The organism is Ensifer adhaerens, from assembly GCF_002940685.1.
Taxonomy (GTDB): Bacteria; Pseudomonadota; Alphaproteobacteria; order Rhizobiales; family Rhizobiaceae; genus Ensifer; species Ensifer adhaerens_E.
Genome location: NZ_PNFP01000001.1, coordinates 43,059 through 69,476 on the forward strand (window position 1 = coordinate 43,059; position 26,418 = coordinate 69,476).

The following is a 26,418-nucleotide window of genomic DNA, read 5'->3' on the forward strand; positions in this document are numbered from 1 at the left end:
TTTTTTGTCTCCGATGATTCGGGAAGCTGGTGATCAGATCGTGCCGTCCGCCGCCTGGCCGGCCTCCCAGCCGAGGATGGCGCGCTTGCGCGTCAGGCCCCAGTGGTAACCAGTGAGATCGCCGCTCTTTCCGAGCGCGCGGTGGCACGGAACCACGAACGAGATCGGGTTGCGCCCGACGGCAGCACCCACCGCGCGCGATGCCGTCGGCTGGCCGATGTTGCCGGCGATGTTCGAATAGGTGGTGGCGCAGCCGAGCGGGATCTTGAGCAGCGCCTGCCAGACCCGGATCTGGAAGTCGGAACCGATCAGGAAGATGCGCAACGGCTCGTTCTGGCGCCAGCGCGACGGATCGAAGATGCGCGCGGCGTATTGGGACGTCGCCGCGCTGTCCTCGATGTAGCGGGCGTTCGGCCAGCGCTGCGCCATGTCCTCGAAGCTCGCCTGCTCGCCGCCCGCATCGTTGAAGGCAAGGCCTGCAAGCCCGCGGTCGGTAATCATCACGAGCGCCGTGCCGAAGGGGGAGGGGTGGTAGCCGTAGCGGATCGTCAGGCCTTCGCCGCGCGCCTTCCACTCGCCCGGCGACATCGCCTCGTGGGTGACGAACAGGTCGTGCAGGCGGCTTGGTCCCGACAGGCCCACTTCGATGCTGGTCTCGAGCAGCGGCATGTCTTCCTGGCGCAGCAGGCGCTTGGCGTGGTCGAGGGTGACGGCCTGCAGGAAGGCTTTCGGCGACAGCCCGGCCCAGCGGGTAAAGACCTTCTGGAGCTGCGTAGGCGACTGCTTCAGGCGTTGCGCCACCACTTCGAGCGACGGCTGGTCGCGATAGTCTTCGGTGAGCATTTCGATCACGCGGCTGACCGTATCGTAATCGGTGCCCTTCGGCGTGATGTCGGTGGGTACGGATGTCGCAATGTTCATGGCTCGTCTCCTGTCATCTCACAGGTAACCATTTGCTGGCCCCGTCAACCACCCGAAACTTGAAAAGATGCGATCGTCTGGCGCGGCGTTGCAATTGTCGGGGTCAACGGCGGCGAACGGTGGCAAGCGCGCCCGACAGCGCCAGCGCAAAGGTCTCGCGATCATCGCGGTTGAGAAACGATCCGATGTCGGTCCGCCGCCCGCCGCCGCTGATGGTCATCGAAACGATGCCGATCTCCTGGTGGCGGGCGATGTTGAAGCGCGCCCAGAACGGGTTGAAGCGATGTTCGGTGATCTGACCGGAGGGCGTGAACTTGCGCACGGAGACGTCGGTCCTGCTAACGCTGACCTCTTCGCGGCTGAGGGCCGAGCGGTTGTTCAGCCAGAAGGCGCCGAACAGCAGGAGATAATCGAGCCCGAAGAAGAACACGACCGGCCACGCGCCGATGACGAAAAAGACGAAAGCGTGCACCAGGCTCAAGAGCCCGGCGATCAGGAAGAAGACCTTGACGCCACGACGGCCGAGCGAGCGATAGGGCGTCAGCTCGGCGGTGAAGACCGGCGCATCCTCGGGTGGGGTGGTGGCGTTGCCATTGATCATGGCCTTTGACTATAGATGCATCATGAAAAACGTGAAGCCGAAATTGCCCCCAGGCGTCGCAAAACGGGGCGCTGCAAAACCGAAGTCGAGCCGGCGCGCCACGCCGCGGGTGAAGAGCCTCTACAGCCAGGACGAGCTCAAGGAGATCTTCCGCCGCTTCTCGATCCAGCGCCCCGAACCGAAGGGCGAACTGGAGCACGTCAACCCGTTCACGCTGGTCGTTGCCGTGGCGCTTTCGGCGCAGGCGACCGATGCCGGCGTCAACAAGGCGACGCGCGCGCTTTTCGCCATCGCCGACACGCCGCAGAAGATGCTGGCGCTCGGGGAAGAGAAGGTCCGGGACTACATCAAGACCATCGGTCTCTATCGCAACAAGGCCAGGAACGTCATCGCGCTCAGCGAGATGCTGATCCGCGACTTCGGTGGCGAGGTGCCGCGCACACGCGAAGAGCTGGTGACGCTTCCGGGCGTCGGGCGCAAGACCGCCAATGTGGTGCTTTCCATGGCATTCGGCCAGTCGACCATCGCCGTCGACACCCACATCCTGCGTATCGCCAACAGGATCTGTCTGGCGCCGGGCAAGACCCCGGACGAAGTGGAAGACAAGCTGATCCGGATCATCCCGGACGAATATCTCTATCACGCCCATCACTGGCTGATCCTGCACGGGCGCTATTGCTGCAAGGCGCGCAAACCCGAATGCGAGCGCTGTGTCATCGCCGATCTCTGCAAGTCGCCGGAAAAGACCTGCGACATCCCGGCGCCGCTCGTCGAACTGCCGCCGCAGATGATCTCGGCCGCAGGCTGAGCCTGGGGCGAAATCCGGCATCGGCGTCAGGCCGACACCATCCGGTCGATCAGCGTGCCGATCGTTTCGACATAGATCTCGCTCGGCGCACCGTCGGCAATGTCGAGCGCGGCGCGATCGAAGGCGGCCGAAAGCAGCGAGGCCATGGCCGATAGCGTTGCCGCATCGGGTGCAGCCGGCGCCATTGCTTCGGCAATGCCTTCTTCCAGCGTTCTCTGGGCATGGGCGGCATCGATCGCCATCATCTCCTTCTTGCCGAGCACGGCGGGTCCGTCGAGCAGAAGAAGGCGGATGCGGCCCGGCTCGCCCATGGCGTCGAAATAGGCGCGGGCGCCGACCTTCAGCGCCTCGCGCGGCGTCAGATCGTTTGCCGTTTCCCGCTCGATCGTCGCCGCCACCGCGCCCGCTTCCCGCTCCGCCACGGCGCGGAACAGCGCCTTCTTGTCCTCGAAATGGTGATAGAGCGCGCCGCGGGTCAAGCCGGCGGCGGACACGATGTCCGGGGTCGAGGTATCGGCGTAGCCGCGGCTGACGAAGAGACCGCGGGCGGCATCGAGGATTGCGGCACGCGTCGTGTCGGAGCGCTCGCGGTTGGAGCGTCGGGAAACTTCCTGTTGCATACATTCAGCCTGTATGTTAATTAAAGAAACATACAGATTGTATGATATTGCCCGAGCGAGGAAAAGCCATGAAATCGACGAGCTACTACCCGGTCATCATGACAGCGGACGTTGCCGCCACCGCCGCCTTCTACATCGATCATTTCCGTTTCCAGGCACTCTTCACCACCGACTGGTATGTGCACCTCCAGTCGATCGAGGACGAGCACGTGACGCTGGCCGTGCTCGATTACCGACACGAAACCATCCCCGAAGAGGCGCGCGCGCCGACCCGCGGTCTTCTCCTGAACTTCGAGGTCGAGGATCCGGACGCCATCCATGAGCGATTGGCCGCCGCCGGGCTGCCGATCCTGAAGGCCTTGCGCGACGAGGACTTCGGCCAGCGCCATTTCATCACCGCTGACCCGAACGGCGTGCTGATCGACATCATCAAGCCCATTCCGCCAAGTGCTGAATTCGCCGCCGCCTACGACGAAAGCGCGCTTCCTACGGTGTGAAGCGACCGGCACGCGTCTTTTGTCTTCCAAATGGCCGGAAAACCGGTATTAACGAACACCGGCCATCACGGAGACCGGATAAGGTTCATGACAAAATACGACGTGCTGACGATCGGCAACGCCATCGTCGATATCATCGCGCGCTGCGACGATGCTTTTCTCAATGAAAACGGCATCATAAAGGGCGCCATGAACCTCATCGACGCCGAGCGGGCCGAGTTGCTGTACTCGCGCATGGGCCCGGCGGTCGAAGCCTCCGGCGGCAGCGCCGGCAATACGGCAGCCGGTGTCGCCAGCCTCGGCGGCCGTGCCGCCTATTTCGGCAAGACCGCAAGCGACCAGCTCGGCGAGATCTTCGCCCACGATATCCGCGCCCAGGGCGTCTACTTCCAGACGAAGCCGCTCGAAAACGTGCCGCCGACGGCACGCTCGATGATCTTCGTTACCGAAGACGGCGAACGCTCGATGAACACCTATCTCGGCGCCTGCGTCGAACTTGGCCCCGAGGACGTGGAGCCCGAGATCGTCGCTGAAGCCAAGGTGACCTATTTCGAAGGCTATCTCTGGGATCCGCCGCGCGCCAAGGATGCCATCCGCGAGACCGCCCGCATCGCGCACGAGAACGGTCGCGAAACCGCGATCACGCTGTCCGACAGCTTCTGTGTCCACCGCTACCGCGACGAGTTCCTGGATCTCATGCGTTCCGGCACGGTCGATATCGTCTTTGCCAACAAGCAGGAAGCGCTGGCGCTCTACGAGACCGAGGATTTCGATCTGGCGCTGGAGAAGCTGTCGAAGGATTGCAAGCTTGCGGCGGTGACGCTGAGCGAAGAGGGTTCGGTCGTCGTGCGTGGTTCCGAACGGGTTCGCGTCGGTGCGACGCCGATCGCCCAGGTCGTCGACACGACGGGTGCCGGCGATCTCTATGCTGCCGGATTCCTCTACGGTTACACGACCGGGCGCTCGCTCGAAGACTGCAGCAAGCTCGGCAACCTCGCCGCCGGCATCGTCATCGGCCAGATCGGGCCGCGGCCGATGGTCTCGCTGGAAACGGCCGCCAAACAGGCTGGTCTTGCCTGATCCGACCGAATTGATTTTTGGCTAAGGACGGGCGCGGCCTTACTTGAAGGCCTCGCCCGGATAGGCGCCCCAGATTTCGCCCTGGGCGATCCAGCCTTCGACGCCTTGCGCTTCGGCATGGCACCAGTCGCCATTGCACTCGCCGACTTTCACGATGACACCGGGCTCCATGCGGGCGACGATCGGGGAATTGCCCTGCGCGTCGCGGCGCATGTTGACGAAGACGCCTTCGCCCTTGCCGCGCATCCAGGGAGCGGCAACGGCGGTGCGGTCGCCGGAAAGCAGCGCCTGGTTCACCCAACCCTCGGTGCCGTCGGCGTCACGGATCCGGCGCCAGTTGTCGTATTCCTGGATGATCTCCACCGGCACGCCCGGCTTCATGTAGCGGAAGGCGACCGCGTAATCGACGCTCGGACCGATTCTCAGATTGACGCTCTTGGACTTGAGGCTGACGAAGCGCGGCAGTGGCAGCCCGCTGGCGCCCTTGGCGGCCTGGGCGTAAGCGGCGGACGCCATGATCCCGGCGCCAAGGCAGGCGGCGATCAAAGCGAGCGAGAATCTGGAAATGACGTGACGCATGACGAAGCCCATATTCCGTGGCACTAGCTTTTGCAGGCGCAGTTCACTTGAGGCCCATGGGACGGGCGGAAATCGCGGGGACGACGACGCGAGTTTTGTTTGTCTTCCCGGTGGGGTCTGGTAGAAATTGCGGCTACAGGGAGAAAGTATCGCCCAACTTGGTTAAGGACCCGTCAACAAGGCCCGTCGCAGCAATGACAAGCAAGAAGAAGCCCACGGTCTACATCACCCGCAAACTGCCTGACATCGTCGAGACGCGCATGCGCGAACTCTTCGATGCGGAGCTGAACATCGACGACACGCCGCGCAGCCAGCCGGAGCTTGTCGCCGCCGTCAAGCGCGCCGACGTGCTGGTGCCGACGGTGACCGATCGCATCGACGCGGCGCTGATCGAGCAGGCCGGCCCGCAGCTGAAGCTGATCGCCAGTTTCTCGAACGGCGTCGACAACATTGACGTCGATGCCGCAGCCCGCAAGGGTATCACCGTCACCAACACGCCGAACGTGCTGACGGAAGACACCGCCGACATGGCGATGGCGCTGATCCTCGCCGTGCCGAGAAGGCTTGCCGAAGGTGCGCAGATCCTGACCGACCGCAAGGGCGAATGGGCCGGCTGGTCGCCGACCTGGATGCTCGGCCGCCGCATCGCGGGCAAGCGCATCGGCATCGTCGGCATGGGCCGGATCGGCACCGCGGTCGCCCGACGTGCCAAGGCCTTCGGCCTTTCGATCCACTATCACAACCGCCACCGGGTGAAGGCCGAAACCGAGGAGATGCTCGAGGCGACCTATTGGGACAGCCTCGACCAGATGCTCGCCCGCGTCGATATCGTCTCGGTCAACTGCCCGTCGACGCCGGCGACCTACCACCTGCTCTCGGCACGGCGATTGGCGCTGATGCGGCCGGACAGCTACATCGTCAATACCGCCCGCGGCGGCATCATCGACGAGACGGCGCTGATCAAGTCGCTGCGCGAAGGCAAGATCGCTGGCGCCGGCCTCGACGTCTTCGAAAACGAGCCGGCCGTTAATCCGAAGCTGATCAAGCTTGCCGGTGAGGGCAAAGTGGTGCTCTTGCCGCATATGAGCTCGGCGACGCTCGAAGGCCGCATCGACATGGGCGAGAAGGTGGTGATCAACATCCGCACCTTCTTTGATGGCCATCGACCACCGGACCGGGTGCTGCCCGGGCGCGACTGATCGCCGGGCGCCGCATGCCTGCGGCGCGGGTTCTCCCGAGCTTGGCGTGTTCGAAGTCCTAAAGCGTCTTGCGCATCTCGATTGCCGTCGGCCGGGTAAAGCCGGGATGGCACATCGTGCCGCTCTGGACGAAACCCCAGGCGGCAAACGCCCGGTGATTGTCGACGAGTTCGATGCGGGTGAGGAGCCTCAGCGCCGGAAGCTTCAGCGCACGCGCCGTCGCCTCCGCTTCGGCGAGCAGCAGCCGGCCGATGCCCTTTCCTTGCGTCTCCAGCGCGACGGCAAGCTTGCCGATATAGAGGCAATCATCCTCCGGCTTGCAGAAGATACAGCCGACGAGCCTTTCGCCGTCGCGGACGCCGAAGGCGATTTCGTCAACGATCTTCTGCCGGAGCAACTCGAAGTTCAATGCATGCGCCGACGACGGTGGATCGATCCGCCCGTCCATGTAGGAGAAGGCGCCAAGGATCAGCGCCAACAGTTCCTCGTGTCGGTCGAATGCTTCGTCGATGCGAAAGATCTGCGCCATGGTCGGCCTATGCTCTGCGACGATAGCGGATGGTGTTGAACTGCGCCGTCAGCGCATCATACATCAACAGCCGTCCGACCAGCGGTTCGCCGAAACCGGCGATCACCTTGATCGCCTCCATCGCCTGCAAAGTGCCGATGACGCCGGTCAATGCGCCGACGATGCCGGCCTCGGCGCAGGACGGCACGACGCCGGCCGGCGGCGGTTCGGGAAAGAGATCGCGGTAGGAGGGGTTCGGCCGTCCATCGGCGCCGGCGCTGTAGGGCATCAGTACCGTGAGCGACCCGTCGAAGCGGCCGACGGCGCCGGTCACCAGCGGAATGCCGACCGCTGCCGCCGTATCGGCGGCGAGATAGCGGGTATCGAAATTGTCCGAGCCATCGATCACCAGGTCATACTGCCGGAACAGAGCCTCGGCATTGTCGGGGTTGAGCCGCAGCCTGTGTTCGTCGACGCCGACATGCGGATTGAGCGAGGCGATGGCTTCGGCGGCTCTTTCGACCTTGGCGCGGTCGATGTCTTCGGTGCGGTGGATGATCTGCCGCTGAAGATTGGAAAGCGCGACCGCATCGTCGTCGACGATGCCGATCCGGCCGATGCCGGCGGCGGCAAGATAGACGAGCACCGGAGCGCCGAGCCCGCCGGCCCCGATCACCAGCACACGGGCCGCCTTCAGCCTTTGCTGGCCGGCGCCGCCGATTTCCGGCAGCACGATATGACGGGCGTAGCGGGTGATCTCCGATTGGTCGAGCTTGTTCTCACCGGTCATGGCAAAATCCTCCTCGGTGACCCCTTGCTTATCCCGTAACACTGCCGTGCGAAACCGTCAGAAAGCGGCCGCGCTCGCCGAGCGCCTCGAACATCGCCTGGTCCGTCCCGGTCATGAAGGTCTGGCCGCCAAGGCCATCGACGAGATCGAACAGAGCGGCGCGCCGGTTGACGTCGAGATGGGCGGCGATCTCGTCGAGCAGCAGGATCGGCGCGTGGCCCGTCATGTCGCCGACGAGGCGTGCATGCGCCAGCACCAGGCCGACGAGCAGTGCCTTCTGCTCCCCGGTCGAGCAGCGGGCTGCCTCCATGTCCTTTTCGCGGTGACGCACGAGCAGGTCGCTCCGGTGCGGCCCGTCGAGCGTGCGCCCCGCCGCCGCGTCGCGTGGACGCCCGTCACGCAGCATCGTCAGATATTGTTCTTCCAGATCATAGGCCGGACGATGGCCCTCGTCGTCGAGAAAGCCGGAAAGGGCGAGCCGTGCTGACGGAAAGACGCTTTCGTCGACAGTGCGCTCGACGAGCGCCGTCAACAGACCGAGCATTTCCTGCCGTGCCAGCGCCATCGAGACGCCGAGACCTGCCATTTCGCGCTCGATCGCCGTCAGCCAGGCCGGGTCCGGGCGAAATTCGCCGAGCAGCCGGTTGCGGCTGCGCATCGCCCGGTCGAATTCGCTGGCGCGCCGGCCATGCTCCGGATCGAGCGAAAGCACCAGCCGGTCGAGAAACCGCCTCCGGTCGGCCGAAGGCCCGGTAAAAAGCCCGTCCATCGAAGGTGTCAGCCAGAGAACGCGCAGGTGATCGGTCAGTTCGTCGACGGTCGCTGCCGGTGTTCCATTCAGCCGCAGCCGCCGGGATTGCCCTTCCGTGATGCCGGCAGTCCCGGTGCCGATCTCGACGGTCCCCTCCATGCCCTCGACTTCCGCAAAGACCGAGAACCCGTCGCTGGCACCGACCCGGGTCACGTCCGCATAGGCTGCGCGCCTGAGGCCGCGGCCGGGCGAAAGGAAAGAGACGGCTTCCATGAGGTTGGTCTTGCCGGCGCCGTTCTCCCCCGTCAGCACCACATGGCGCTGATCGAGCTCAAGCGAGAGGGCCGCATAGTTGCGGAACTCCGTAAGCTTCAGGCGGTTGAGAAAGACCTTGTTTGGCATCGGCAGTCCGGATTCGACAGTGGGCGCCAGCTAGGACGAAAGCGCCTGCCAAGGCAAGGCGAAATGGGAAGCGTTGCCATATCGTGCAGGATAGGCCGATTCGACAGGGGAAAGGCGACAAACCCCTTTGATTCGGTGCTTTTCATAAAGGACCTGGTGAAATATGACAGCCGCATGACAATCCACAGATGGATATACGTGTGATGCTGGCCTGGTTCCGCAAACTTCTTCCCCGCGAGGATCGCTTCTTCGACCTCTTCGCAAAACATTCGCGCACCGTCGTCGGTGCTGCCGATGCGCTCGACAAGGTTCTCGCCGGTGGTGACGATCTGGAAAAACACTGCGACCGGATCGTCGCGCTCGAGGATGAGGCGGACCACATCACCGCCGAGGTGCTGCTGGCCGTGCGCCGGTCCTTTATCACCCCCTTCGACCGCGGCGACATCAAGGATCTGATCCAGTCGATGGACGACGCCATCGACATGATGCACAAGACGGTCAAGACGATCCGGCTTTACGAGCAGAAGAGCTTCGATCCCGGCATGCGCGAAATGGGCACGACGGTCGTCAAGGCCGCACACCTGATCGCCGAGGCCATTCCGCTGCTCGACCGGATCGGCGCCAATCACGACCGGCTCATCGCCATTGCCGAGGAGGTCACCCGCATCGAGGGTCGTTCCGACGAATTGCACGAACAGGGCCTCAAGGATCTCTTCCGCCGCCACGGCGCCGAAAACCCGATGGCCTACATCATCGGCAGCGAGATCTATGGCGAACTGGAAAAGGTCGTCGACCGCTTCGAGGACGTCGCCAATGAAATCAGCGGCATCGTGATCGAGAACGTCTGATGGATGCGACGCTCGCCTTTCCGTTGCTGGTCGGGCTGATCGGCATCGCGCTGTTCTTCGACTTCCTGAACGGTCTGCACGACGCCGCCAACTCGATCGCGACGATCGTCTCGACACGGGTGCTCCGGCCGCAATATGCGGTGATGTGGGCGGCCTTCTTCAACTTCATCGCCTTCCTGTTCTTCGGCCTGCACGTGGCCGAGACGCTCGGCAAGGGCATCATCGACCCCGGCATCGTCACGCCGCTGGTGATCTTCTCGGCGCTGATCGGGGCGATCGTCTGGAACATCGTCACCTGGCTCTTCGGCATTCCGTCGAGCTCGTCGCACGCGCTGATCGGCGGCCTGGTCGGCGCCGGCCTCGCCTCCACCGGCTTCAGTTCCATCGTCTGGACCGGCCTTCTGAAGACGGTCGGCGCCATCTTCATGTCGCCGGCGATCGGCTTCTTCCTGGCGCTGCTCCTGGTGTTGCTCGTCTCCTGGATCTTCGTGCGCCAGACGCCCTTTGCCGTCGACCGCACCTTCCGCGTGATGCAGTTCATCTCGGCCTCGCTCTATTCGCTCGGCCACGGCGGCAACGACGCGCAGAAGACCATGGGCATCATCGCCGTGCTTCTGTTCTCGCAGGGCTATCTTGGCTCGGAATTCTACGTGCCCTTCTGGGTGGTGATCACCTGCCAGGCGGCGATCGCGCTTGGCACGCTGTTCGGCGGCTGGCGTATCGTCCACACGATGGGCTCGAAGATCACCAAGCTCAATCCGATGCAGGGCTTCTGCGCCGAAACCGGCGGGGCGATCACGCTGTTTGCCGCCACCTGGCTCGGCATTCCGGTCTCGACGACCCACACCATCACCGGCGCGATCATCGGTGTCGGTGCCGCCCGTCGCGTTTCGGCGGTGCGCTGGGGGCTTGCCGGCAACATCGTCATTGCCTGGTTCATCACCATGCCCGCCGCGGCGGCGATTTCGGCGCTGAGCTACTTCGCCATCGATCTGTTCTTCTGATTGAAGCAGAACCTGTCCCCCGCCTGCCAGGCAGGCGGGGACAACCCTACTTTTCGACCCGCGGCGCGGGCATGTCGCGCCCGCCCTGATGCAAGGTCAGGCTGTCGGCGCGGTCGCCATTGAGCGTGAAGCTGATCTGCGCATCGATGAGCTTCGTAAAGAAGCGATGCTCCGCTTCAGGCACGATCTCGAGCCGCTCCTGCCCCGTCGCCTGGGCAAACAGGCTGTCGCCGTCCCGAAAGATCGTGAGTTCGAAATCCGGCGCCAACCTGTAGATGCCGACATAGGCGTCGTAGCGCGCCGGATCGATCGTTATCGCCGTATGCTTGACGATCGGCGGCGCAAGCGGCGCGTCGCGATTGAGCAGATGGCGGCCGATGTCGTCGACGCCGACGTCGGTCGACGCATTGGAAAGGGCGACGACCCCGACACCGGTCGACGGACGGTAGCCGACGAAGGATCGGTAGCCGCCGGTCCCGCCATTGTGCCAGATGAACTGCTGGTCGCCCTTGCCCGAGATCACCCAGCCGAGCGCCTGCTGGTCGCCGTCGCCGTTGCCGAGCGGCTGGCGGGTGGCCAGCAGCGTGGCGAAGGCGGGAGCGAGCGGCGACGCCGTCTTTCCCATGGCCGCTTCAAGGAAAAGCAGAAGATCGTCCACGGTCGAGCGCAGGGCGCCAGCGCCCTGTAGCGCGTCGAGATCCCAATCGCTCACCGGCTCCATTGCCGCATCGTGGCCCGTTGCCCGCCGTTTGGCCCAGTCGGGCCGCGACGAGATCGCCGTGTCCTTCATGCCGAGCGGCGCCGCGATGCGGCTGACGACGAGCTGTTCATAGGAGGAGCCCGCCTGCAGGGCGATCGCGTGGCCGAGAAGCCCGGCGCCGAGATTGGAGTATTCATGCTCGACACCAGGGCGCCGCAGCGGCTTGTGGCTGGAAAGAAAGGTATAGAGCTTTGCCGCGTCGTAGCCGGCATAGGGATTGCTCATATCGGTCGGCACGAGATTGGTCGGCAAGCGCGGCAGGCCGGACATGTGGGTGGCGAGGTCGCCGAGCGTGATCGGGGTCTGCTTGTCCTCGGGCATGATGACGCTGGACGGAAGAAGGGTGGCGACGGGCGTGCCGAGGCTGAGCGTGCCTTTCTCCATCGCATCGGCAAGCAGCAGCGCGGTAAAGACCTTGGTGATCGAGCCGATCTCGAACACGGTCTGTCCATCGACGGGGCTCGGATCGCCTTTGGCCGGGTGGCCATGTGCGATGATGCGCCGGCCATTGGCGTCGATGATGCCGACGACGATGCCGACCGACTGCTGCTGCTTGTCGATCCGGTCCGTCAGGATCTCCAGAATTTCTGCGTCGGTCGGAGGGGTAAGCGGGCTCGCGTGAGCGTTGGTGCCAAGCGCCATGAGGACGATCCAGTTCAGAAAGCGGTTCCGCATGAGAGGTAGGAATCCAATTTTCGGTTGTCAGGGATGCGCCGATGATGCCAGCCGGTTTCGATCAAGCCTTCGTCAAGACTTGAACGGCGATCGGCGCGATACCGTCGCCCGCAACGATTGTGCCGAGATTGCAGGAGCCTTTAAGCATCCCAATAGGGCGGATCGCCGAAGGTTTCCTTCAGGTGCTGGGCAATGGCTCTGAGCTTGGCGGAGGCGCGTCGGCCCTCCGGATGCGCCATGTAGATGAACTCCGGCTCCGGACGCAGCCCGACATCGATCTCCATGAGCTGCCCCTCGCGTACCGAAGGACCGGCGATGAAGGCGGGCAGGAGCGCGATGCCGATCCCGGAGACGGCGGCATCGTGCAGCATGTCGCCATTGTTCATGCCGAGCGCCAGGTGTGCCCGCACGACCGTCGCACCGGAGGGGCCTTCGAAGCGCCAGTCGGCAGCACCCCGGTTGGTGTAGAAGATGCCGCGATGGCCCTCGAGTTCGGCGAGCGACGCCGGCGTGCCGTGCCGGTCGAGATAGTCGGGCGAAGCGACGAGCAGACGTCGGCTTCTGGCGAGTTTCCAGACGACCAGGCGGGAATCGGCGATGACGCCATGGCGCACGATCGCATCGTAGCCTTCAGAGGCGGCATCCACCCGCCGGTCGTCGAGATCGAGCGTCAGCTCGATCTCCGGATGCTGCGCGAGGAACGGGTAGAGCGCCGGGCCGAGGTGCCGGCGGCCGAAGCTGACCGGGGCCGCGATCCGGAGCGGGCCGGTCAGCAGCCCTCGACGCTCGGCCAGGTCGCTCGCGGCCGCCTGCACCTCGCCGACGATCCGGATGGCACGCTCGCGAAAGGCGATGCCATCCTCCGTGAGCGTCAGCTTGCGCGTCGTTCGATGAAGCAAGGTGGCGTTCAGGCCGCGTTCCAGTTCCGCCACCCGTTCGCTGACGACGGATTTCGACAGGCGCAGGCGGCGCGCCGCTTCGCTGATCGAGCCGGCTTCGGCCACGGCAACAAAGGCGGCTATTCCCTCGATCTTCATCATCGTTCGGCTTTTCCGAATTCGAGTTCCAGAATTGGAAGACTAATCCGAACGATCGTTTTCCGCCATATCTGTCGGCAACGGAGGGTGGCCAATCGAACCGGCTTCCTCCTCAACCCAACAAGAGGATTTTCATCATGTCACGTTTGCAGAACAAGACCGCACTCATCACCGGAGGCACCAGCGGCATCGGTCTCGAAACCGCACGCCAGTTCATCGCCGAGGGCGCCCGGGTCGCCGTCACCGGCACCAATCCGAAGAACATCGCCGAGGCCCGCGCCGTACTCGGCGAGGCCGCCCTGATCATCGAGGCCGATGCCGGCAATGTCGCCGGTCAGGCGGCCGTTGCCGAAAAAATCCGCGCCGCCTTCGGCACGCTCGACATCCTGTTCGTCAATGCCGGCATCGCCAGGCTGCAGCCGATCGAAGCGTGGGACGAGGCAAGCTTCGACCGGTCGCTCGCCATCAACCTCAAGGGGCCGTATTTCCTGATCCAGGCGTTGCTGCCGGTGTTTTCCAAGCGTGCCTCGGTCGTGCTCAACACCTCGATCAACGCGCATATCGGCATGCCGACTTCCAGTGTCTATGCACTGACCAAGGCAGGCCTGCTCTCTCTCGCACGCACGCTCTCCGGCGAACTCATTGGTCGCGGCATCCGGGTGAACGCCGTCAGCCCCGGCCCGATCCGTACGCCGCTCCATGACGGCCACGCCCCGACGCGGGAGCAGAACCAGCAGGTGGTCGATGCCATCGCCGCGCAGATCCCGCTCGGCCGCTTCGGGGACGCGAGCGAGATCGCCAAGGCCGTCGTCTTCCTGGCCTCGGACGAAGCCACCTTCACCGTTGGCGCCGAGCTGATCGTCGATGGCGGCATGGCGACGCTGTAGGCAGCGTTTCGGCCAACAGGCACGAGAGCGCGATCATCCAGCGCTGCGGGTCCGGCCGGCCCGCGGCGCTGTCGCGTTGCCGTCCGTGCCCCATCGCCTGCCGTTGGCATCGACGGCGGAGAAGAGTATATTTTTCCATTCTAATGAAAGGCATCCGTTTGCGCGGAAACCGCGAGACGAACACCGATCAGATCCCGGGAGGAGACGATGACGAGTGTCAGATGGATGATGAAGGGGCGCGAGTTCATACACTGCAATTGCGCCTATGGCTGCCCCTGCCAGTTCAATGCCCTGCCGACGCAAGGCCATTGCAGCGCCGTGGGCGCCTTCGAAGTCGAGGAAGGCTATCACGGCGATACGCGCCTCGACGGGCTGCGGGGCGGCCTGATTGCCGCCTGGCCGGGGGCGATCCACCAGGGGCGGGGGCAGGTGGTGCCGATCGTCGATAGCCGTGCCTCTGACGAACAGCGCGGCGCGTTGCTGCGCATCATGAGCGGCGAGGATACGGAGCCCGGCGCGACCTTCTTCCAGGTCTTTGCGACCACGTTTGAGACCATGCACGATCCGGTCTTTGCCGAGATCGACTTCGAGGTCGACATCGGCGCCCGAACGGCGCGACTGAATGTGCCGGGCTGGATCGTCGCGCGCGGCGAGCCGATCCTCAATCCCGTCACCGGCGCCGCCCATCACGCACGCATCAACCTCCTCCACGGCTTCGAATACGATCTCTGCGAGGTCGGGCGCGGATGGGCCGATACGAAGGGGCCGCTGACTTTGGCGCTTGCCGATTCGCATGCCCATTTCGCCCGGATGCATTTGACCGAAAGCGGCGTGGTCCACTGACCGGATGAAGGATACGGCGCTCGAAACCCTGCTCAGGCGTGACCGCGTCGTCGTCGTGGCGGCGCTGGTCACGCTGACGGCCGTAAGCTGGCTCTACGTCCTGTGGCTGGCGTCGGCCATGGACATGACCGCTCCCCCGGCGTCTTCCGGCAGCATGGATATGGGCCCTGGCATGGACATGGATATGCCCATGGACATGCCAATGGGGGCTGAAGAAGGCGCGATGGCGTCGATGGCGAGCGCCGTTGCCGCGCCCTGGACCGCTGCGACCTTTGCCTATGCCTTCGTCATGTGGGCGGTGATGATGGTCGGCATGATGGTGCCGTCGGCGACGCCGATGATCCTGCTCTACGCCCGTGTCGGCCGCCAGGCGGCCCAACAGGGCAAGCCCTTTGCCGCCACCGGCTTCTTTGCCGCCGGTTACCTGTCAGCCTGGTTCCTGTTCGCCCTTGTCGCCGTTCTCGGGCAATGGCTGCTGGATCGCTCCCTGTTGCTCACGCCGGCGCTTGCAAGCGTCAGTGCGGTTCTCAGCGGTATCGTGCTCGTCGCCGTCGGCCTGTTCCAGTTCACGCCGCTCAAGGATCGCTGTCTCCGCCAATGCCAGGCGCCGCTGCTCTTCATCCAGAAGCACGGCGGCTTTCGCAAGGAAGCAGGCGGCGCCTTCGGTCTCGGCGCGCGGCATGGCCTTTATTGTGTCGGCTGCTGCTGGGCGCTGATGGCGCTTCTCTTCGTCGGCGGGGTGATGAACGTGCTGTGGATCGCCGCCATCGCCATCTTCGTGCTCGCGGAGAAAATCGTACCCGGCGGCAGGGTCCTGTCCCGCATCGCCGGAACTGCGCTCGTCATGGCCGGGGCTTGGCAGCTTGCGGCCCTGGTCTGATACAAAAGCGCCGCGCAACCCTAGGCGCGCGGCGCTTCAGAACTCGTCAGGCTGGAAGCCTTAGTCGCTCAGCGTATCGAAGAAATCCTTCATCCGGGCAAAGAAGCCGGTCGATTCCGGATTGTTGTCCTTCGACGAGATCTGCTCGAATTCCTGCAGCAGTTCGCGCTGACGCTTGGTCAGCTTCTGCGGCGTTTCGATCTGGATCTGGATGTAGAGATCGCCGGATTGCGCCGAGCGCAGCACCGGCATGCCCTTGCCCTTCAAGCGGAACTGCTTGCCGGCCTGGGTGCCCTCGGGAACCGTGACGCGCGACTTGGTGCCGTCGAGCGTCGTCACGTCGAACTTGCCGCCAAGCGCGGCCGTCGTCATCGAGATCGGCACGCTGCAATAGAGATCGGCGCCGTCACGCTGGTAGAACTCGTGCGGCCGGACCGAGAGGAAAATGTAGAGGTCTCCCGCCGGCCCGCCGCGAAGGCCGGCTTCGCCTTCGCCCGAAAGGCGGATGCGGGTGCCGTCCTCGATGCCGGCCGGAATGTTGACCGAAAGCGTGCGCTCTTCGGTGACCCGGCCCTGGCCGTGGCACTTGCCGCAGGGGTCGGTGATCGTCTGGCCGCGTCCGCCGCAGGTGGGGCAGGTGCGTTCGATCGAGAAGAACCCTTGAGCGGCGCGCACGCGGCCGGAACCGTGACAGGTGCCGCAGGTCTTGGGGCTGGTGCCGGGTTTGGCGCCGGAGCCCGTGCAGACGTCGCAGGTGATTGAGGTCGGAACGCGGATCTGCGCGGTCTTGCCGGAAAACGCTTCCTCGAGCGAGATCTCCATGTTGTAGCGAAGATCGGCGCCGCGCTCGCGGCCGCCTGTCGAGCGCCGCTGGCGCCCGCCGCCCATCATCTCGCCGAAGATGTCCTCGAAGATGTCGGAGAAGCCGCCGGCGCCACCGCCACCGAAGCCGTTGCCCATGCCGCCCTGCTCGAAGGCCGCGTGACCGTAGCGGTCGTAGGCCGCGCGCTTCTGCGGGTCCTTCAGCATCTCATAGGCTTCGTTGATTTCCTTGAAGGTCTTCTCCGCTGCCGCGTCGCCGGGGTTCTTGTCCGGATGATACTTCATCGCGAGCTTGCGGAAGGCGCTCTTCAGCTCCTTTTCGTCGGCGTTCTTGGCAACACCAAGCGTTTCGTAGAGATCACGTTTCATTCGTAGAAGATTATCCTGTTGGCATGCCAGCGCGATGGCTCGGCGGCTGCCCGTTTACCTTGCCACCGATTTAGTAAACCTTGAAGCGCGATACCATAGCCCGAACGACGGTAGATACGGTTTTTTCTCGGAAAAGGTACGTTTGCGGCAAGTCTTGACGTCGATTGCCAATATTGCCGGTCGCGTCGGGCAAGGCCGGCAACAAAAAAGCCCGGGCGAACCCGGGCTTCCTCGTCTGTCTTAAGGGCGACTTAGGCCGAACGCTTGCGGTCGTCCTCGTCGTTGACTTCTTCGTAGTCGGCGTCGACGACATCGCCGTCGCGGGCAGCGTCAGCGGCGGCATCCGCATGGGCGGCTTCCGTCTGCTGGGCTTCATAGATCGCCTGGCCGAGCTTCATGGAAACTTCCATGAGCGTGTTGGTCTTAGCCTTGATGTCTTCGGCATCCGGCTCGGAGGCTTCGACGGCGGTCTTCAGCGCGGCAATCGCGTCGGAGATCGCCTTGCGGTCGGTTTCCGAAACCTTGTCGCCGTAATCCTTCAGCGACTTCTCGCTGGAGTGGATCAGGCTTTCTGCCTGGTTCTTGGCTTCGACGCCTTCGCGACGCTTCTTGTCAGCTTCAGCGTTGGCTTCGGCGTCCTTGACCATCTTCTCGATGTCGGCGTCGGACAGACCGCCAGATGCCTGGATGCGGATCTGGTGTTCCTTGCCGGTACCCTTGTCCTTGGCCGAAACCTGCACGATGCCGTTGGCGTCGATGTCGAAGGTGACTTCGATCTGCGGCATGCCGCGCGGTGCCGGCGGAATGCCGACGAGGTCGAACTGGCCGAGCAGCTTGTTGTCGGCGGCCATTTCACGCTCGCCCTGGGAAACGCGGATCGTCACGGCCGACTGGTTGTCGTCGGCGGTCGAGAAGGTCTGCGACTTCTTGGTCGGGATCGTCGTGTTGCGTTCGATCAGGCGGGTGAAGACGCCACCGAGCGTTTCGATGCCGAGCGAGAGCGGGGTGACGTCGAGCAGGAGAACGTCCTTGACGTCGCCCTGCAGAACGCCGGCCTGGATGGCAGCGCCCATGGCGACCACTTCATCCGGGTTCACGCCCTTGTGCGGCTCCTTGCCGAACAGCTGCTTGACGGTTTCCTGAACCTTCGGCATGCGGCTCATGCCGCCGACGAGAACGACTTCGTCGATCTCGGCCGCCGAGACGCCGGCATCCTTGAGGGCTGCCTTGCACGGTGCGACGGTGCGCTGGATCAGGTCGTCGACCAGGCTTTCGAACTTGGCGCGCGACAGCTTCATCGTCAGGTGCTTCGGACCGGAAGCGTCAGCCGTGATGAACGGCAGGTTGATTTCGGTCTGCTGCGACGAGGAGAGCTCGATCTTGGCCTTTTCGGCAGCTTCCTTGAGGCGCTGAAGGGCGAGCTTGTCGTTCTTCAGGTCGATGCCCTGTTCCTTCTTGAACTCGCCGGCCAAGTACTCGACGAGACGCATGTCGAAGTCTTCACCGCCGAGGAAGGTGTCGCCGTTGGTCGACTTCACTTCGAAGACGCCGTCGCCGATTTCCAGAACCGAGATATCGAAGGTACCGCCGCCCAAGTCGTAAACGGCGATCGTCTTGCCGTCCTTCTTGTCGAGGCCGTAGGCGAGCGCTGCCGCGGTCGGCTCGTTGATGATGCGCAGAACTTCGAGGCCCGCGATCTTGCCGGCATCCTTGGTTGCCTGGCGCTGGGCGTCGTTGAAGTAGGCCGGAACGGTGATGACGGCCTTTTCGACCTTTTCACCGAGGTAGGATTCGGCCGTTTCCTTCATCTTCTGAAGGATCATGGCGGAGATCTGCGACGGGGAATAATCCTTGCCGTGCGCTTCGACCCAGGCGTCGCCATTGTCGGCCTTGATGATCTTGTAAGGAACCATGTCCTTGTCTTTTTGCGTGGTCGGGTCCTGGAAGGTCCGGCCGATCAGGCGCTTGATCGCAAAAAGCGTGTTTTCCGGATTGGTGACGGCCTGGCGCTTGGCCGGCTGGCCGACGAGACGTTCGCCGTCGTCGCTGAATGCCACCATCGAGGGGGTCGTGCGCGCACCCTCGGCATTTTCGATCACCTTCGCGTCTTTGCCGTCCATGACGGCGACGCAGGAGTTGGTCGTTCCCAGGTCAATACCAATAACTTTAGCCATGTCGTTCTCTCCTTGCAGCGGACTGTCGGAACCCGGTCAGGCATTCGTGGGACAGCCCCTAACGGGATGGTCTTTGGATTTCTTCGCAGCTGAGACTGCGCCGATGCGGCGTATATAAGGACCGGCGTTTCGGACTGCAAGGCATTCTGCGGGGCGTTTGGGGGCAAAAGCAAGCCCGGTATTTGTCAGGCGCGAAATGGCTCACACGCCGGAGCCTGCAATCGGGCCGGATCCCCTGCCAAATCGCGGTTGCGCGCCGGCTCAGCCGCCCGTCAGAATATCGAAAAGCGTGGTGCGGCGCGTGGCTCCGGTCGTCTGGCCGACATCGGCCGGCGGCACCATGCCGCCATTGCCCTGGTCGACGTTCTGGCCGCCCCATGGATCGCCGCCCTGGTCCACCGGACGCTGCCCGACGGCAACCCCGCCGTCGACGCCGACAGGTGCTTCCGGGAAGGCCTCCGGGTCGCCCGACATCAGGTCGCCGGCCGGCGCGCCGACGCCTTCGTCGAAGACGGGCTGCACACCGGTCGTCCCGAACAGCGGCGAGGGCGAGAGGCCCTCGTGGGCCGCCATCATGAAATCGTGCCAGGCCTTGGCCGGCAGGCCGCCGCCGGTGACCTTCTTCATCGACTTGCCGTCGTCGTTGCCGAACCAGACGCCGGTCGTGAGATTCGAGGTGTAGCCGACGAACAGCGCGTCGCGGAAGGATTGCGTCGTGCCGGTCTTGCCCGCCGCTTCCCAGCCCTTCATCTGCGCCTTCTTGCCGGTGCCCTTGGTCAGCACCCGCACCAGCATCTGGTTCATTTCACTGACGATCGCCGGGTCCAGCACGCGCGGCGGGTTGTCGTAGGTGTTCTCGTAAAGCACCGTTCCATCCGCCTTGGAAATGCGGCGGATGACGTGCGGCGTCGCCTTGAAGCCACCGTTCATGAACGGTGCATAGGCCGACGTCAGTTCGACGAGGCTCACCTCCGAGGTGCCGAGCGCGATCGAGGCGTTCGCCTGCATCTCGGAATCGATGCCGAGGCGGTGCGCAACCTTGACGACGTTCGACGGGCCGACTTCCATGACGAGTTGCGCGGCGATGGTGTTCAGCGAATTGGCGAGCGCGTCGGCGATCGTCACTTCGCCGCGATATTTCTGGTCGTAATTTTCAGGCGTCCAGTTGCCGATCCGGACCGGTCCATCATTGCGGATCGACATCGGCGTGCGGCCGATCTCCATCGCGGCGGCATAGACGAAGGGCTTGAAGGCCGAACCCGGCTGGCGCTTGGCCTTGGAGGCGCGGTCGAACTGGCTCTCGGCATAGTCCTTGCCGCCGACGAGCGCCCGGATGGCGCCAGTGCCGTCGATCGAGACGAGCGCCGCCTGCGAGGCGTCGAGCTTCTTGCCGTCGGCGTCGAGCGTGGCGGCGATCACTTCCTCGGCCTTCTTCTCGAGGTTGAGGTCGATCGTCGTGTCGATGACCAGGTCTTCCTTGATCTCGCCGATCATTCCCGGAAGCTGGTCCATCACCATGTCGGCGACATAGTGTTCGGCGCCCGACCAGTAGCTCTTGGCCTTGGTCGGGGTCTGCGACATCGCCGTCTTGATTTCGCTGTCGGTGACGTAGCCTTCCTCGCGCATGGCGCCAAGCACGATCTGGGCGCGCTCTTCCGCCGCCTTCGGATCGCGCGCCGGCGACAGGCGGGACGGGGCTTTCAAGAGGCCGGCGAGCAGGGCCGCCTCGCCGAGGTTCACGTCGCGCGCCGACTTGTTGAAGTAGCGCCGGGAAGCCGCTTCGACGCCGTAGGCGTTGGAGCCGAAGAACACCCGGTTGAGATACATCGCCAGGATCTGGTCCTTGGAATATTTCTGCTCGAGCCAGAAGGCGAGCAGCACTTCCTGAACCTTGCGCTCAAGCGTCCGCTCCGGCGACAGGAACAGGTTCTTGGCCAACTGCTGCGTCAGCGTCGAGCCGCCCTGGACCATGCGCCCGGTGGTCACGTTCGTGAGCATCGCGCGGGCGAGGCCCAGCGGATCGACGCCGAAATGCGAATAGAAGCGCCGGTCCTCGATGGCGATGACCGCCTGCGGAATGTAGGGCGACATGTTTTCGAGCGACAGCGCCTCGCCGCCGGTGGTGCCGCGATTGGCGATGATGTCGCCGCTGACGGCAAGGATCTTGACGTTCGGCGGGCGCTCGGGGATCGACCAGCTTTCGGCGCTCGGCATGCGCGCGCCGTAGTAGAGCACCAGGCCGCCGACGCCCATGGCGCCCCAGATGCCAAGCACGATGCACCAGTAAAACAGCGTGCGGACGAGTCCGACAAGGCCGCCGCCACCGGAGCCGCGACGGCCGCCGCCGCGCTTGGCGGCTGCCTTCTTCTTGCCGTTGCTTCTCTTGCTGCTGCCGGAAGATTTGCTGCGGGGTGCCTTGCGGCTGGTGGTCACGCGGTCGCTGGCCTCGACGCGAAAATCGTCGTCGTCATCGTCCTCGTTTCCGCCGAACGATGGCTCGATCCGCTGTCCTGACCTGCCGCTTGCTGCCATGCCGTTTGATCTATCCCTCACCGCTCTGCGGTGGAACTTGGCGCTATCGTTGCGGCCAATCGATTTCGACGGCGGTAACGGCGTCCCACGCCCATCCGCCACGGCGACCGGGTGAACTTTAAATGCGGCAATTTAAGGGGGGGTTAAGAAAGTCGTTGTGAAAAAGCCTGACGGTTCAAAACCTTGACGGCAGGCTCGCTGGTCGCCCTTCGTCCCCACCTCCGCTCGCCGGTCCTTCGGGTGCTTCGCCTCGGGGCTCGACATCGGATGGTTTTGGGTTGGTGTGCCTTCACGATTTTGTGCAGTGCAAAATTGATGTCTTGAAATTGTTGCGACGCATAATTATTATACGACTTATCGAAGCGCTACACCTCCTCCCGTGGCGCCCGATGCGGATCGGCGGCACTCCTCCTCCCAGCTGCCGATCAAGTTCGAGAGCCCCGTGTACCTCCTCCCACACGGGGCTCTTTTCATTTCGCGCGTGTGCCCGTGCCCTTCTGGTGCGTCGGTGCCAAGCCCCCACAGTCTCCCGATTTCCCTGATATCCAAAGGATTGCCGGCGTCACGCCGGGCGGCCGATGGCTCATGCCGTTATCGATCCGCTCGCGAATCCTGCTATGGCTTCGCCTCATTGTTGTGTTCGGTTGCCGGCACGACACAGGAGAACTGCCATGAAGCTTCGATCGACCGTCTTTGCCCTCGGCGCCTTTGCGGCCCTGAATGGCGAGGTTCTGGCGCAAGAGAGCGTTGCCTATGTCGATGACCGGTCCGATGGGGCAGCGCTCGTCCGTTCGCTCTACAACGCCGTCAACCGCAAGGAATATGCCCGCGCCTACGGCTATTTCGGCGATAAGAAACCTGTCGGCGGCTTCAAGTCCTTCACAAGCGGCTATGAGCGCACCGTCTCGGTCGAGGTCAAGGTCGGCAAGGTGAAGACGGAAGCCGGCGCCGGCAGCATCTATTCCGCGGTTCCGGTCGCGGTGAAATCGGTCGAGAAGCGGGGGCGCGTGCGGTTCTTTGCCGGCTGCTACGTCACCCGCATCATCAATCCGTCGCTGCAGGTGCCGCCATTTACGCCCTACCAGATCGAGGCGGCGCGCCTGCGCGAGGTGAAGGGACCGCTCGATCAGGCGCTGCCTGCCGTCTGCAACGCACCCTGAAGGCGCGCGCACCAGAACATCGTTCTGCCTTCACGTGTTTCTGCTCGAAGGCAGCATGCTCTAGGGAAGATCCGTGCCCTTCGACGTGTGGCGCTCCGCCACGAAGCGCGCCCGCTCGAACACCAGGATCACCACCAGCGCCAGGATGAAGGGGATGACTAGGTAGAGCAGCCGGAAGATGGCAAGTGCGGCAAGCACGGCCGCCGGATCCATTTCCGGCAGGGCGGCGATGAAGATCAGCTCGAGCACGCCGAGCCCGCCGGGCGCATGCGACAGGAGGGCCGCCGAAAAGGACGCAAGGAAGATCCCGAGGATGACGATGTAGCCCGGGTTCCCGGCCTCCGGCAGGGCGAAATAGATGATCCCGGCGGCGCCGATCAGCTCCACCGGTGCGACCACCAGCTGCCGGAACACGATCTTCGGCTTCGGGTAGTGCAGCTGGAACCAGCGCGTGCGGAACGACGGCAGCCCGACGAGACTGCCGATGACATAGAGCCCGATGACGACAAGAATGAGCACGCCCGTCGTCAGCGACATTTCCACCGGCAGGAACTCGGCAAAACGTTCGATGATGTCGGGTCGGACCAGAAGGACGACGGCCGAAAGCACCAGCGTGCCGAGCGTGAAGGTAAAGGAGCAGAAGGCGACGAGCACGCCGACTTCGCCAGGCGAAAGCCCCTTGGAGCGATAGGCGCGGTAACGCACGACCGCACCGGAAAAGACCGAGGCGCCGAGATTGTGCGACAGCGCGTAGGTCGTAAACGAGCAGAGCGTGATGAACCAGAGCGAGATGCGGTGCCCGAGGTGGTCGAGCGCCAGCCGGTCGTAGGCCGCCAGTGCCGCATAGGCGAGCAGCGTCGAGCCGATCGCAAGCAGCCAGCTCTTCAGCGAAATCGCATTGAAGCTTGCGAGAAACTCGTCGAACGACAGGCCGCGCAGCTCGTGATAGAGCGCGTTCACCGAAAACAGGATCGCCAGAAGCCCGACGACGGGCCAGAAATAGGTCTGCAGCCGCTTCATGCCGGTGCCGCGGTCGGTGCGAGGGCGTTCAAGGGGTGTTCGAAGGACACGTCCATTGCAGCGGCCGGAAGGTTTCTCCGAGCGGAGGCGTTCTGTTTTACAAGCCGCTTTGTCATAGCGTCACGCCCGCAGCGCGACGCTTCGGTCCTTACCCTTGCCAACGATCCGATTTCCCTTTGTGATTTGTTTCACAAAAAGGAAGCACCTGAGACCCCGCAGGTCAAGGATTGACGGCCTGCCGACAACGGAGAAACCGCCGGGAAACAGTGAAGGGGAAACGGTAAAACGCAGACGTTTGGTCAACGGGACGGCGACGCGCGTGCGTCGCTGCATCTCATGCGCGTGACGGCTGCAGCATCGGCGGGCACGCAACCAAATCGAAGAAGCCGCGGCGGAGGGGTCCGCCACGGCTTCCGGAATCAATCACGTTGGGCGGGAGGCGCGCGAAAAATACGCAGGTTTCTCCCGTCCCGCTCCGATCATCGGGCGGCGAGCGCGTCGAGGATGCGGATCCAGGAGCGGATGCCCTTGTGGTAGGACTGCAGCTCGTATTTCTCGTTCGGCGAATGGATGCGGTCGTCCGACAGGCCGAAGCCGACGAGCAGCGATTCCATGCCGAGCATCTTCTGGAAGTCGCCGACGATCGGGATCGAGCCGCCCATGCCGATGATGACGGCCGGCTTCGGCCATTCGTCGGAAAGCGCGACTTTCGCCGTGTTGAGCAGCGGCGATTCATAGGGAAGGTGGATGGCCGGCGAACCGCCATGGGCGTGGAACTCGACCGAGCAGTCGGCCGGCACCTTGGAGCGCACATAGGCACGGAAGGCCTCGCGGATCTTCTCCGGGTTCTGGTTGCCGACGAGGCGGAAGGAAACCTTTGCCGAAGCCTCCGCCGCGATCACTGTCTTGAAGCCTTCGCCAGTGTAGCCGCCGGTGATGCCGTTGACTTCCGCCGTCGGCCGCGCCCAGGTCAGTTCCAGCACCGAGCGGTTCTTTTCACCCGACGGGATCGACAGGCCGATTTCGCCGAGGAACTTTTCCGCCGTCTGGCCGAGCGTTTCCCAGGCGGCCTTGATCTGGGCCGGGGTCTCCTCGACGCCTTCGTAGAAGCCGGGAAGCGTCACGCGGCTGTTTTCGTCGTGAAGCCCGGCGAGAATGGTGGTGAGGATGCGGATCGGATTGGCGGCCGCACCTCCGAAATAGCCGGAATGCAGGTCGCGGTCGGCAGCCTTGACGATCACCTCTTCGCCGACGAGGCCGCGCAGGCCCGCCGAGATCGCCGGCGTATCGCGGTCCCACATGCTGGTGTCGCAGACCAGCGCATAGTCGGCCTTGAGCTCGGCGGCATTGGCCTCCAGGAACGGCTTCAGCGACGGCGAGCCGGATTCCTCTTCGCCCTCGAACAGAATGGTGACGCGGCAGGGCAGGGCACCGTGCACGTCCTTGTAGGCCCGCACCGCCTCGACGAAGGTCAGAAGCTGGCCCTTGTCGTCGGCCGTGCCGCGGCCGGTGATCACCTTGCGGCCCGGTTCGATTTCCTTGATGCCGGGCTCGAACGGGTCCGTATCCCAGAGGTTGAGCGGATCGACCGGCTGGACGTCGTAGTGGCCGTAGAACAGCACATGCGGCGCATCGGGCTTGGCGCCGTCATGATGGGCGACGACCATCGGGTGGCCGGGCGTGTCGCGCACGGAGGCGGTGAAGCCGAGGCTGTTGAGCTCGGCCACCAGCCATTCGGCCGCCTTGCGGCATTCCGCCTTGAAGGCCGGGTCGGTCGAGATCGATTTGATCCGAACGAGGTCGAAAAGCCGGTCAAGGCTCTTTGGCAGATTGGCATCTGCGCGTTCGAGAACGGGGGTGATGTCAGCCATCATGCGTATCCTTGCTTCAGGTTTCGCCGGAACCTACTGCATGTGCCGCCAAAGCGAAATCGATTTGAGCGATATTGCGCAGAGGTTTCAGCAGACGGTGAGCCGGGAGCGTTGGCGCTTCGTCGGAGGTCGGCGCCGGGGCGCCCGGAGCGGCGCGTCCGGCCCTGCTTTAGAACGTGCCGGGGTCGGCTTTAAGCCAAATTATTTGATGGAACGATCAAAAGGGCGGGCGGCAGCGTCAGGCGCGCCCGTCGCCGCGCGCCACGCTGGCGAGCGCCATGCGCATGTATTCGAGCATCAGTTCGCGCTCGAAATTCCTGAGGCCGGCCAGCAGCGACTGGTCGGCGGCAAGGGCCGCCTCCTTGGCGGCCGCCTCCATCTCCTTCGCCTTTTCGGTGAGGTAGATCTGCTGCGAGCGCTTGTCCTGCGGATGCTTGCGCCGGACGATGAGCCCGTCGCGCTCCATACGCGAGAGCGTGTTGGCCATCGTCGCCTGTTCGATATCGAGGCGATCGAGCAGTTGCTTCTGCGTCAGGCCCTCTTCGGCCCAGAGTTCGAGCAGAATGGGAAACTGACCGGGCGCGAAACCAAGCTTCTGGCCGCGCTCATGAAGCGCGCGCGAAAAGCTCTTCGCCAGCAGGCTGGCCAGGTAGGTCGCAGATTCCATACGATTGAAGGCCATAGCTATCGGTACGCTCGAACCGCCATGAAGACAAGTTACAATGCAGGCGATGGACCTGGAGACAGCCGGGATTCACCTCGATTTGAGCGGAGTTGATC

At 64.0% G+C, this 26,418-nt stretch carries 25 protein-coding genes; 10 read left to right on the top strand and 15 right to left on the bottom strand.

Annotated elements, in window-relative coordinates; genetic code table 11:
* Window positions 1-33: 33 nt before the first annotated feature.
* Both C1A35_RS00210 and C1A35_RS00215 read right to left on the bottom strand, forming a co-directional pair.
* Complete coding sequence (locus C1A35_RS00210) at window positions 34-921, bottom strand: methylated-DNA--[protein]-cysteine S-methyltransferase (RefSeq protein WP_104662386.1); 888 nt, start codon at window positions 919-921, stop codon at window positions 34-36.
* 103 nt (window positions 922-1,024) lie between these two features.
* On the bottom strand, window positions 1,025-1,522 hold the full coding sequence (locus tag C1A35_RS00215) for a DUF2244 domain-containing protein (RefSeq protein ID WP_104662387.1): 498 nt from the start codon (window positions 1,520-1,522) through the stop codon (window positions 1,025-1,027).
* A gap of 22 nt (window positions 1,523-1,544) precedes the next feature.
* Between C1A35_RS00215 and nth the strand changes: the two genes are divergently transcribed.
* A complete protein-coding gene (gene nth, locus C1A35_RS00220) occupies window positions 1,545-2,330 on the top strand; it encodes an endonuclease III (RefSeq protein WP_104662885.1) in 786 nt (261 codons plus the stop codon).
* Between the two features lie 26 nt (window positions 2,331-2,356).
* Here nth and C1A35_RS00225 read toward each other — a convergent pair whose 3' ends face one another.
* Window positions 2,357-2,950 (bottom strand): TetR/AcrR family transcriptional regulator, encoded by a 594-nt coding sequence (locus C1A35_RS00225; protein ID WP_104662388.1) that lies wholly within the window; start codon window positions 2,948-2,950, stop codon window positions 2,357-2,359.
* A gap of 68 nt (window positions 2,951-3,018) precedes the next feature.
* Between C1A35_RS00225 and C1A35_RS00230 the strand changes: the two genes are divergently transcribed.
* The gene (locus C1A35_RS00230) at window positions 3,019-3,447 is read left to right on the top strand and encodes a VOC family protein (RefSeq protein WP_104662389.1); all 429 of its coding nucleotides are present in this window, start codon (window positions 3,019-3,021) and stop codon (window positions 3,445-3,447) included.
* An 87-nt stretch (window positions 3,448-3,534) separates the two neighbouring features.
* On the top strand, window positions 3,535-4,527 hold the full coding sequence (locus C1A35_RS00235) for an adenosine kinase (protein ID WP_104662390.1): 993 nt from the start codon (window positions 3,535-3,537) through the stop codon (window positions 4,525-4,527).
* A 39-nt stretch (window positions 4,528-4,566) separates the two neighbouring features.
* Here the strand turns inward: C1A35_RS00235 and C1A35_RS00240 are convergent, their stop codons facing one another.
* Window positions 4,567-5,118: an SH3 domain-containing protein gene (locus C1A35_RS00240; RefSeq protein WP_104662391.1), complete on the bottom strand. Its 552-nt coding sequence runs from the start codon at window positions 5,116-5,118 to the stop codon at window positions 4,567-4,569.
* Window positions 5,119-5,300: 182 nt separating this feature from the next.
* On the opposite strand from C1A35_RS00240, the gene C1A35_RS00245 reads away from it, so the two are divergent.
* Window positions 5,301-6,305, top strand: a complete 1,005-nt coding sequence (locus C1A35_RS00245; RefSeq protein WP_034804939.1) for a 2-hydroxyacid dehydrogenase — start codon at window positions 5,301-5,303, stop codon at window positions 6,303-6,305.
* Window positions 6,306-6,363: 58 nt separating this feature from the next.
* Here the strand turns inward: C1A35_RS00245 and C1A35_RS00250 are convergent, their stop codons facing one another.
* The 3 genes from C1A35_RS00250 to recF are packed head-to-tail and all read right to left on the bottom strand — an operon-like array spanning window position 6,364 to window position 8,756.
* Window positions 6,364-6,834: a GNAT family N-acetyltransferase gene (locus C1A35_RS00250; protein WP_104662392.1), complete on the bottom strand. Its 471-nt coding sequence runs from the start codon at window positions 6,832-6,834 to the stop codon at window positions 6,364-6,366.
* A gap of 7 nt (window positions 6,835-6,841) precedes the next feature.
* Complete coding sequence (locus tag C1A35_RS00255) at window positions 6,842-7,603, bottom strand: molybdopterin-synthase adenylyltransferase MoeB (protein WP_104662393.1); 762 nt, start codon at window positions 7,601-7,603, stop codon at window positions 6,842-6,844.
* 28 nt (window positions 7,604-7,631) lie between these two features.
* Complete coding sequence (recF, locus tag C1A35_RS00260) at window positions 7,632-8,756, bottom strand: DNA replication/repair protein RecF (RefSeq protein ID WP_104662394.1); 1,125 nt, start codon at window positions 8,754-8,756, stop codon at window positions 7,632-7,634.
* Between the two features lie 203 nt (window positions 8,757-8,959).
* On the opposite strand from recF, the gene C1A35_RS00265 reads away from it, so the two are divergent.
* Window positions 8,960-9,604, top strand: coding sequence for a DUF47 domain-containing protein (locus C1A35_RS00265; protein WP_104662395.1), 645 nt, complete (start codon window positions 8,960-8,962; stop codon window positions 9,602-9,604).
* Window positions 9,604-10,608, top strand: a complete 1,005-nt coding sequence (locus C1A35_RS00270; RefSeq protein WP_104662396.1) for an inorganic phosphate transporter — start codon at window positions 9,604-9,606, stop codon at window positions 10,606-10,608. The genes C1A35_RS00265 and C1A35_RS00270 overlap by 1 nt, the downstream gene beginning before the upstream one ends.
* A 46-nt stretch (window positions 10,609-10,654) precedes the next feature.
* On the opposite strand, the gene C1A35_RS00275 is transcribed toward C1A35_RS00270, so the two are convergent.
* Together C1A35_RS00275 and C1A35_RS00280 are read right to left on the bottom strand one after the other, a co-directional pair.
* Window positions 10,655-12,043 carry a serine hydrolase gene (locus C1A35_RS00275; protein WP_199772824.1) on the bottom strand — a complete coding sequence of 463 codons (1,389 nt, stop codon included), beginning with the start codon at window positions 12,041-12,043 and terminating at the stop codon, window positions 10,655-10,657.
* Window positions 12,044-12,183: 140 nt separating this feature from the next.
* Entirely contained in the window at window positions 12,184-13,083 is a 900-nt protein-coding gene (locus C1A35_RS00280) for a LysR family transcriptional regulator (protein ID WP_104662397.1), read from the bottom strand.
* 134 nt (window positions 13,084-13,217) lie between these two features.
* On the opposite strand from C1A35_RS00280, the gene C1A35_RS00285 reads away from it, so the two are divergent.
* The 3 genes from C1A35_RS00285 (at window position 13,218) to C1A35_RS00295 (ending at window position 15,690) form a co-directional block, all read left to right on the top strand.
* Complete coding sequence (locus C1A35_RS00285; RefSeq protein WP_104662398.1) at window positions 13,218-13,967, top strand: SDR family oxidoreductase; 750 nt, start codon at window positions 13,218-13,220, stop codon at window positions 13,965-13,967.
* A 207-nt stretch (window positions 13,968-14,174) separates the two neighbouring features.
* A complete protein-coding gene (locus tag C1A35_RS00290) occupies window positions 14,175-14,810 on the top strand; it encodes a DUF1326 domain-containing protein (protein ID WP_104662399.1) in 636 nt (211 codons plus the stop codon).
* 4 nt (window positions 14,811-14,814) lie between these two features.
* Entirely contained in the window at window positions 14,815-15,690 is an 876-nt protein-coding gene (locus C1A35_RS00295) for a DUF2182 domain-containing protein (RefSeq protein ID WP_104662400.1), read from the top strand.
* A gap of 60 nt (window positions 15,691-15,750) precedes the next feature.
* On the opposite strand, the gene dnaJ is transcribed toward C1A35_RS00295, so the two are convergent.
* The 3 genes from dnaJ to C1A35_RS00310 form a co-directional block, all read right to left on the bottom strand.
* Window positions 15,751-16,881 carry a molecular chaperone DnaJ gene (gene dnaJ, locus C1A35_RS00300; protein ID WP_104662401.1) on the bottom strand — a complete coding sequence of 377 codons (1,131 nt, stop codon included), beginning with the start codon at window positions 16,879-16,881 and terminating at the stop codon, window positions 15,751-15,753.
* A gap of 251 nt (window positions 16,882-17,132) precedes the next feature.
* Entirely contained in the window at window positions 17,133-19,055 is a 1,923-nt protein-coding gene (gene dnaK / locus C1A35_RS00305) for a molecular chaperone DnaK (RefSeq protein WP_104662402.1), read from the bottom strand.
* 261 nt (window positions 19,056-19,316) lie between these two features.
* Window positions 19,317-21,587, bottom strand: a complete 2,271-nt coding sequence (locus tag C1A35_RS00310) for a transglycosylase domain-containing protein (protein WP_104662403.1) — start codon at window positions 21,585-21,587, stop codon at window positions 19,317-19,319.
* A gap of 671 nt (window positions 21,588-22,258) precedes the next feature.
* On the opposite strand from C1A35_RS00310, the gene C1A35_RS00320 reads away from it, so the two are divergent.
* Window positions 22,259-22,747, top strand: a complete 489-nt coding sequence (locus tag C1A35_RS00320; RefSeq protein ID WP_104662405.1) for a hypothetical protein — start codon at window positions 22,259-22,261, stop codon at window positions 22,745-22,747.
* Window positions 22,748-22,807: 60 nt separating this feature from the next.
* Here the strand turns inward: C1A35_RS00320 and C1A35_RS00325 are convergent, their stop codons facing one another.
* The 3 genes from C1A35_RS00325 to C1A35_RS00335 form a co-directional block, all read right to left on the bottom strand.
* Window positions 22,808-23,767 carry a lysylphosphatidylglycerol synthase transmembrane domain-containing protein gene (locus C1A35_RS00325; protein ID WP_104662406.1) on the bottom strand — a complete coding sequence of 320 codons (960 nt, stop codon included), beginning with the start codon at window positions 23,765-23,767 and terminating at the stop codon, window positions 22,808-22,810.
* 479 nt (window positions 23,768-24,246) lie between these two features.
* Complete coding sequence (locus C1A35_RS00330; protein WP_104662407.1) at window positions 24,247-25,641, bottom strand: M20/M25/M40 family metallo-hydrolase; 1,395 nt, start codon at window positions 25,639-25,641, stop codon at window positions 24,247-24,249.
* A 235-nt stretch (window positions 25,642-25,876) separates the two neighbouring features.
* Window positions 25,877-26,320: a MarR family winged helix-turn-helix transcriptional regulator gene (locus C1A35_RS00335; protein WP_104662408.1), complete on the bottom strand. Its 444-nt coding sequence runs from the start codon at window positions 26,318-26,320 to the stop codon at window positions 25,877-25,879.
* Between the last annotated feature and the right edge of the window lie 98 nt (window positions 26,321-26,418).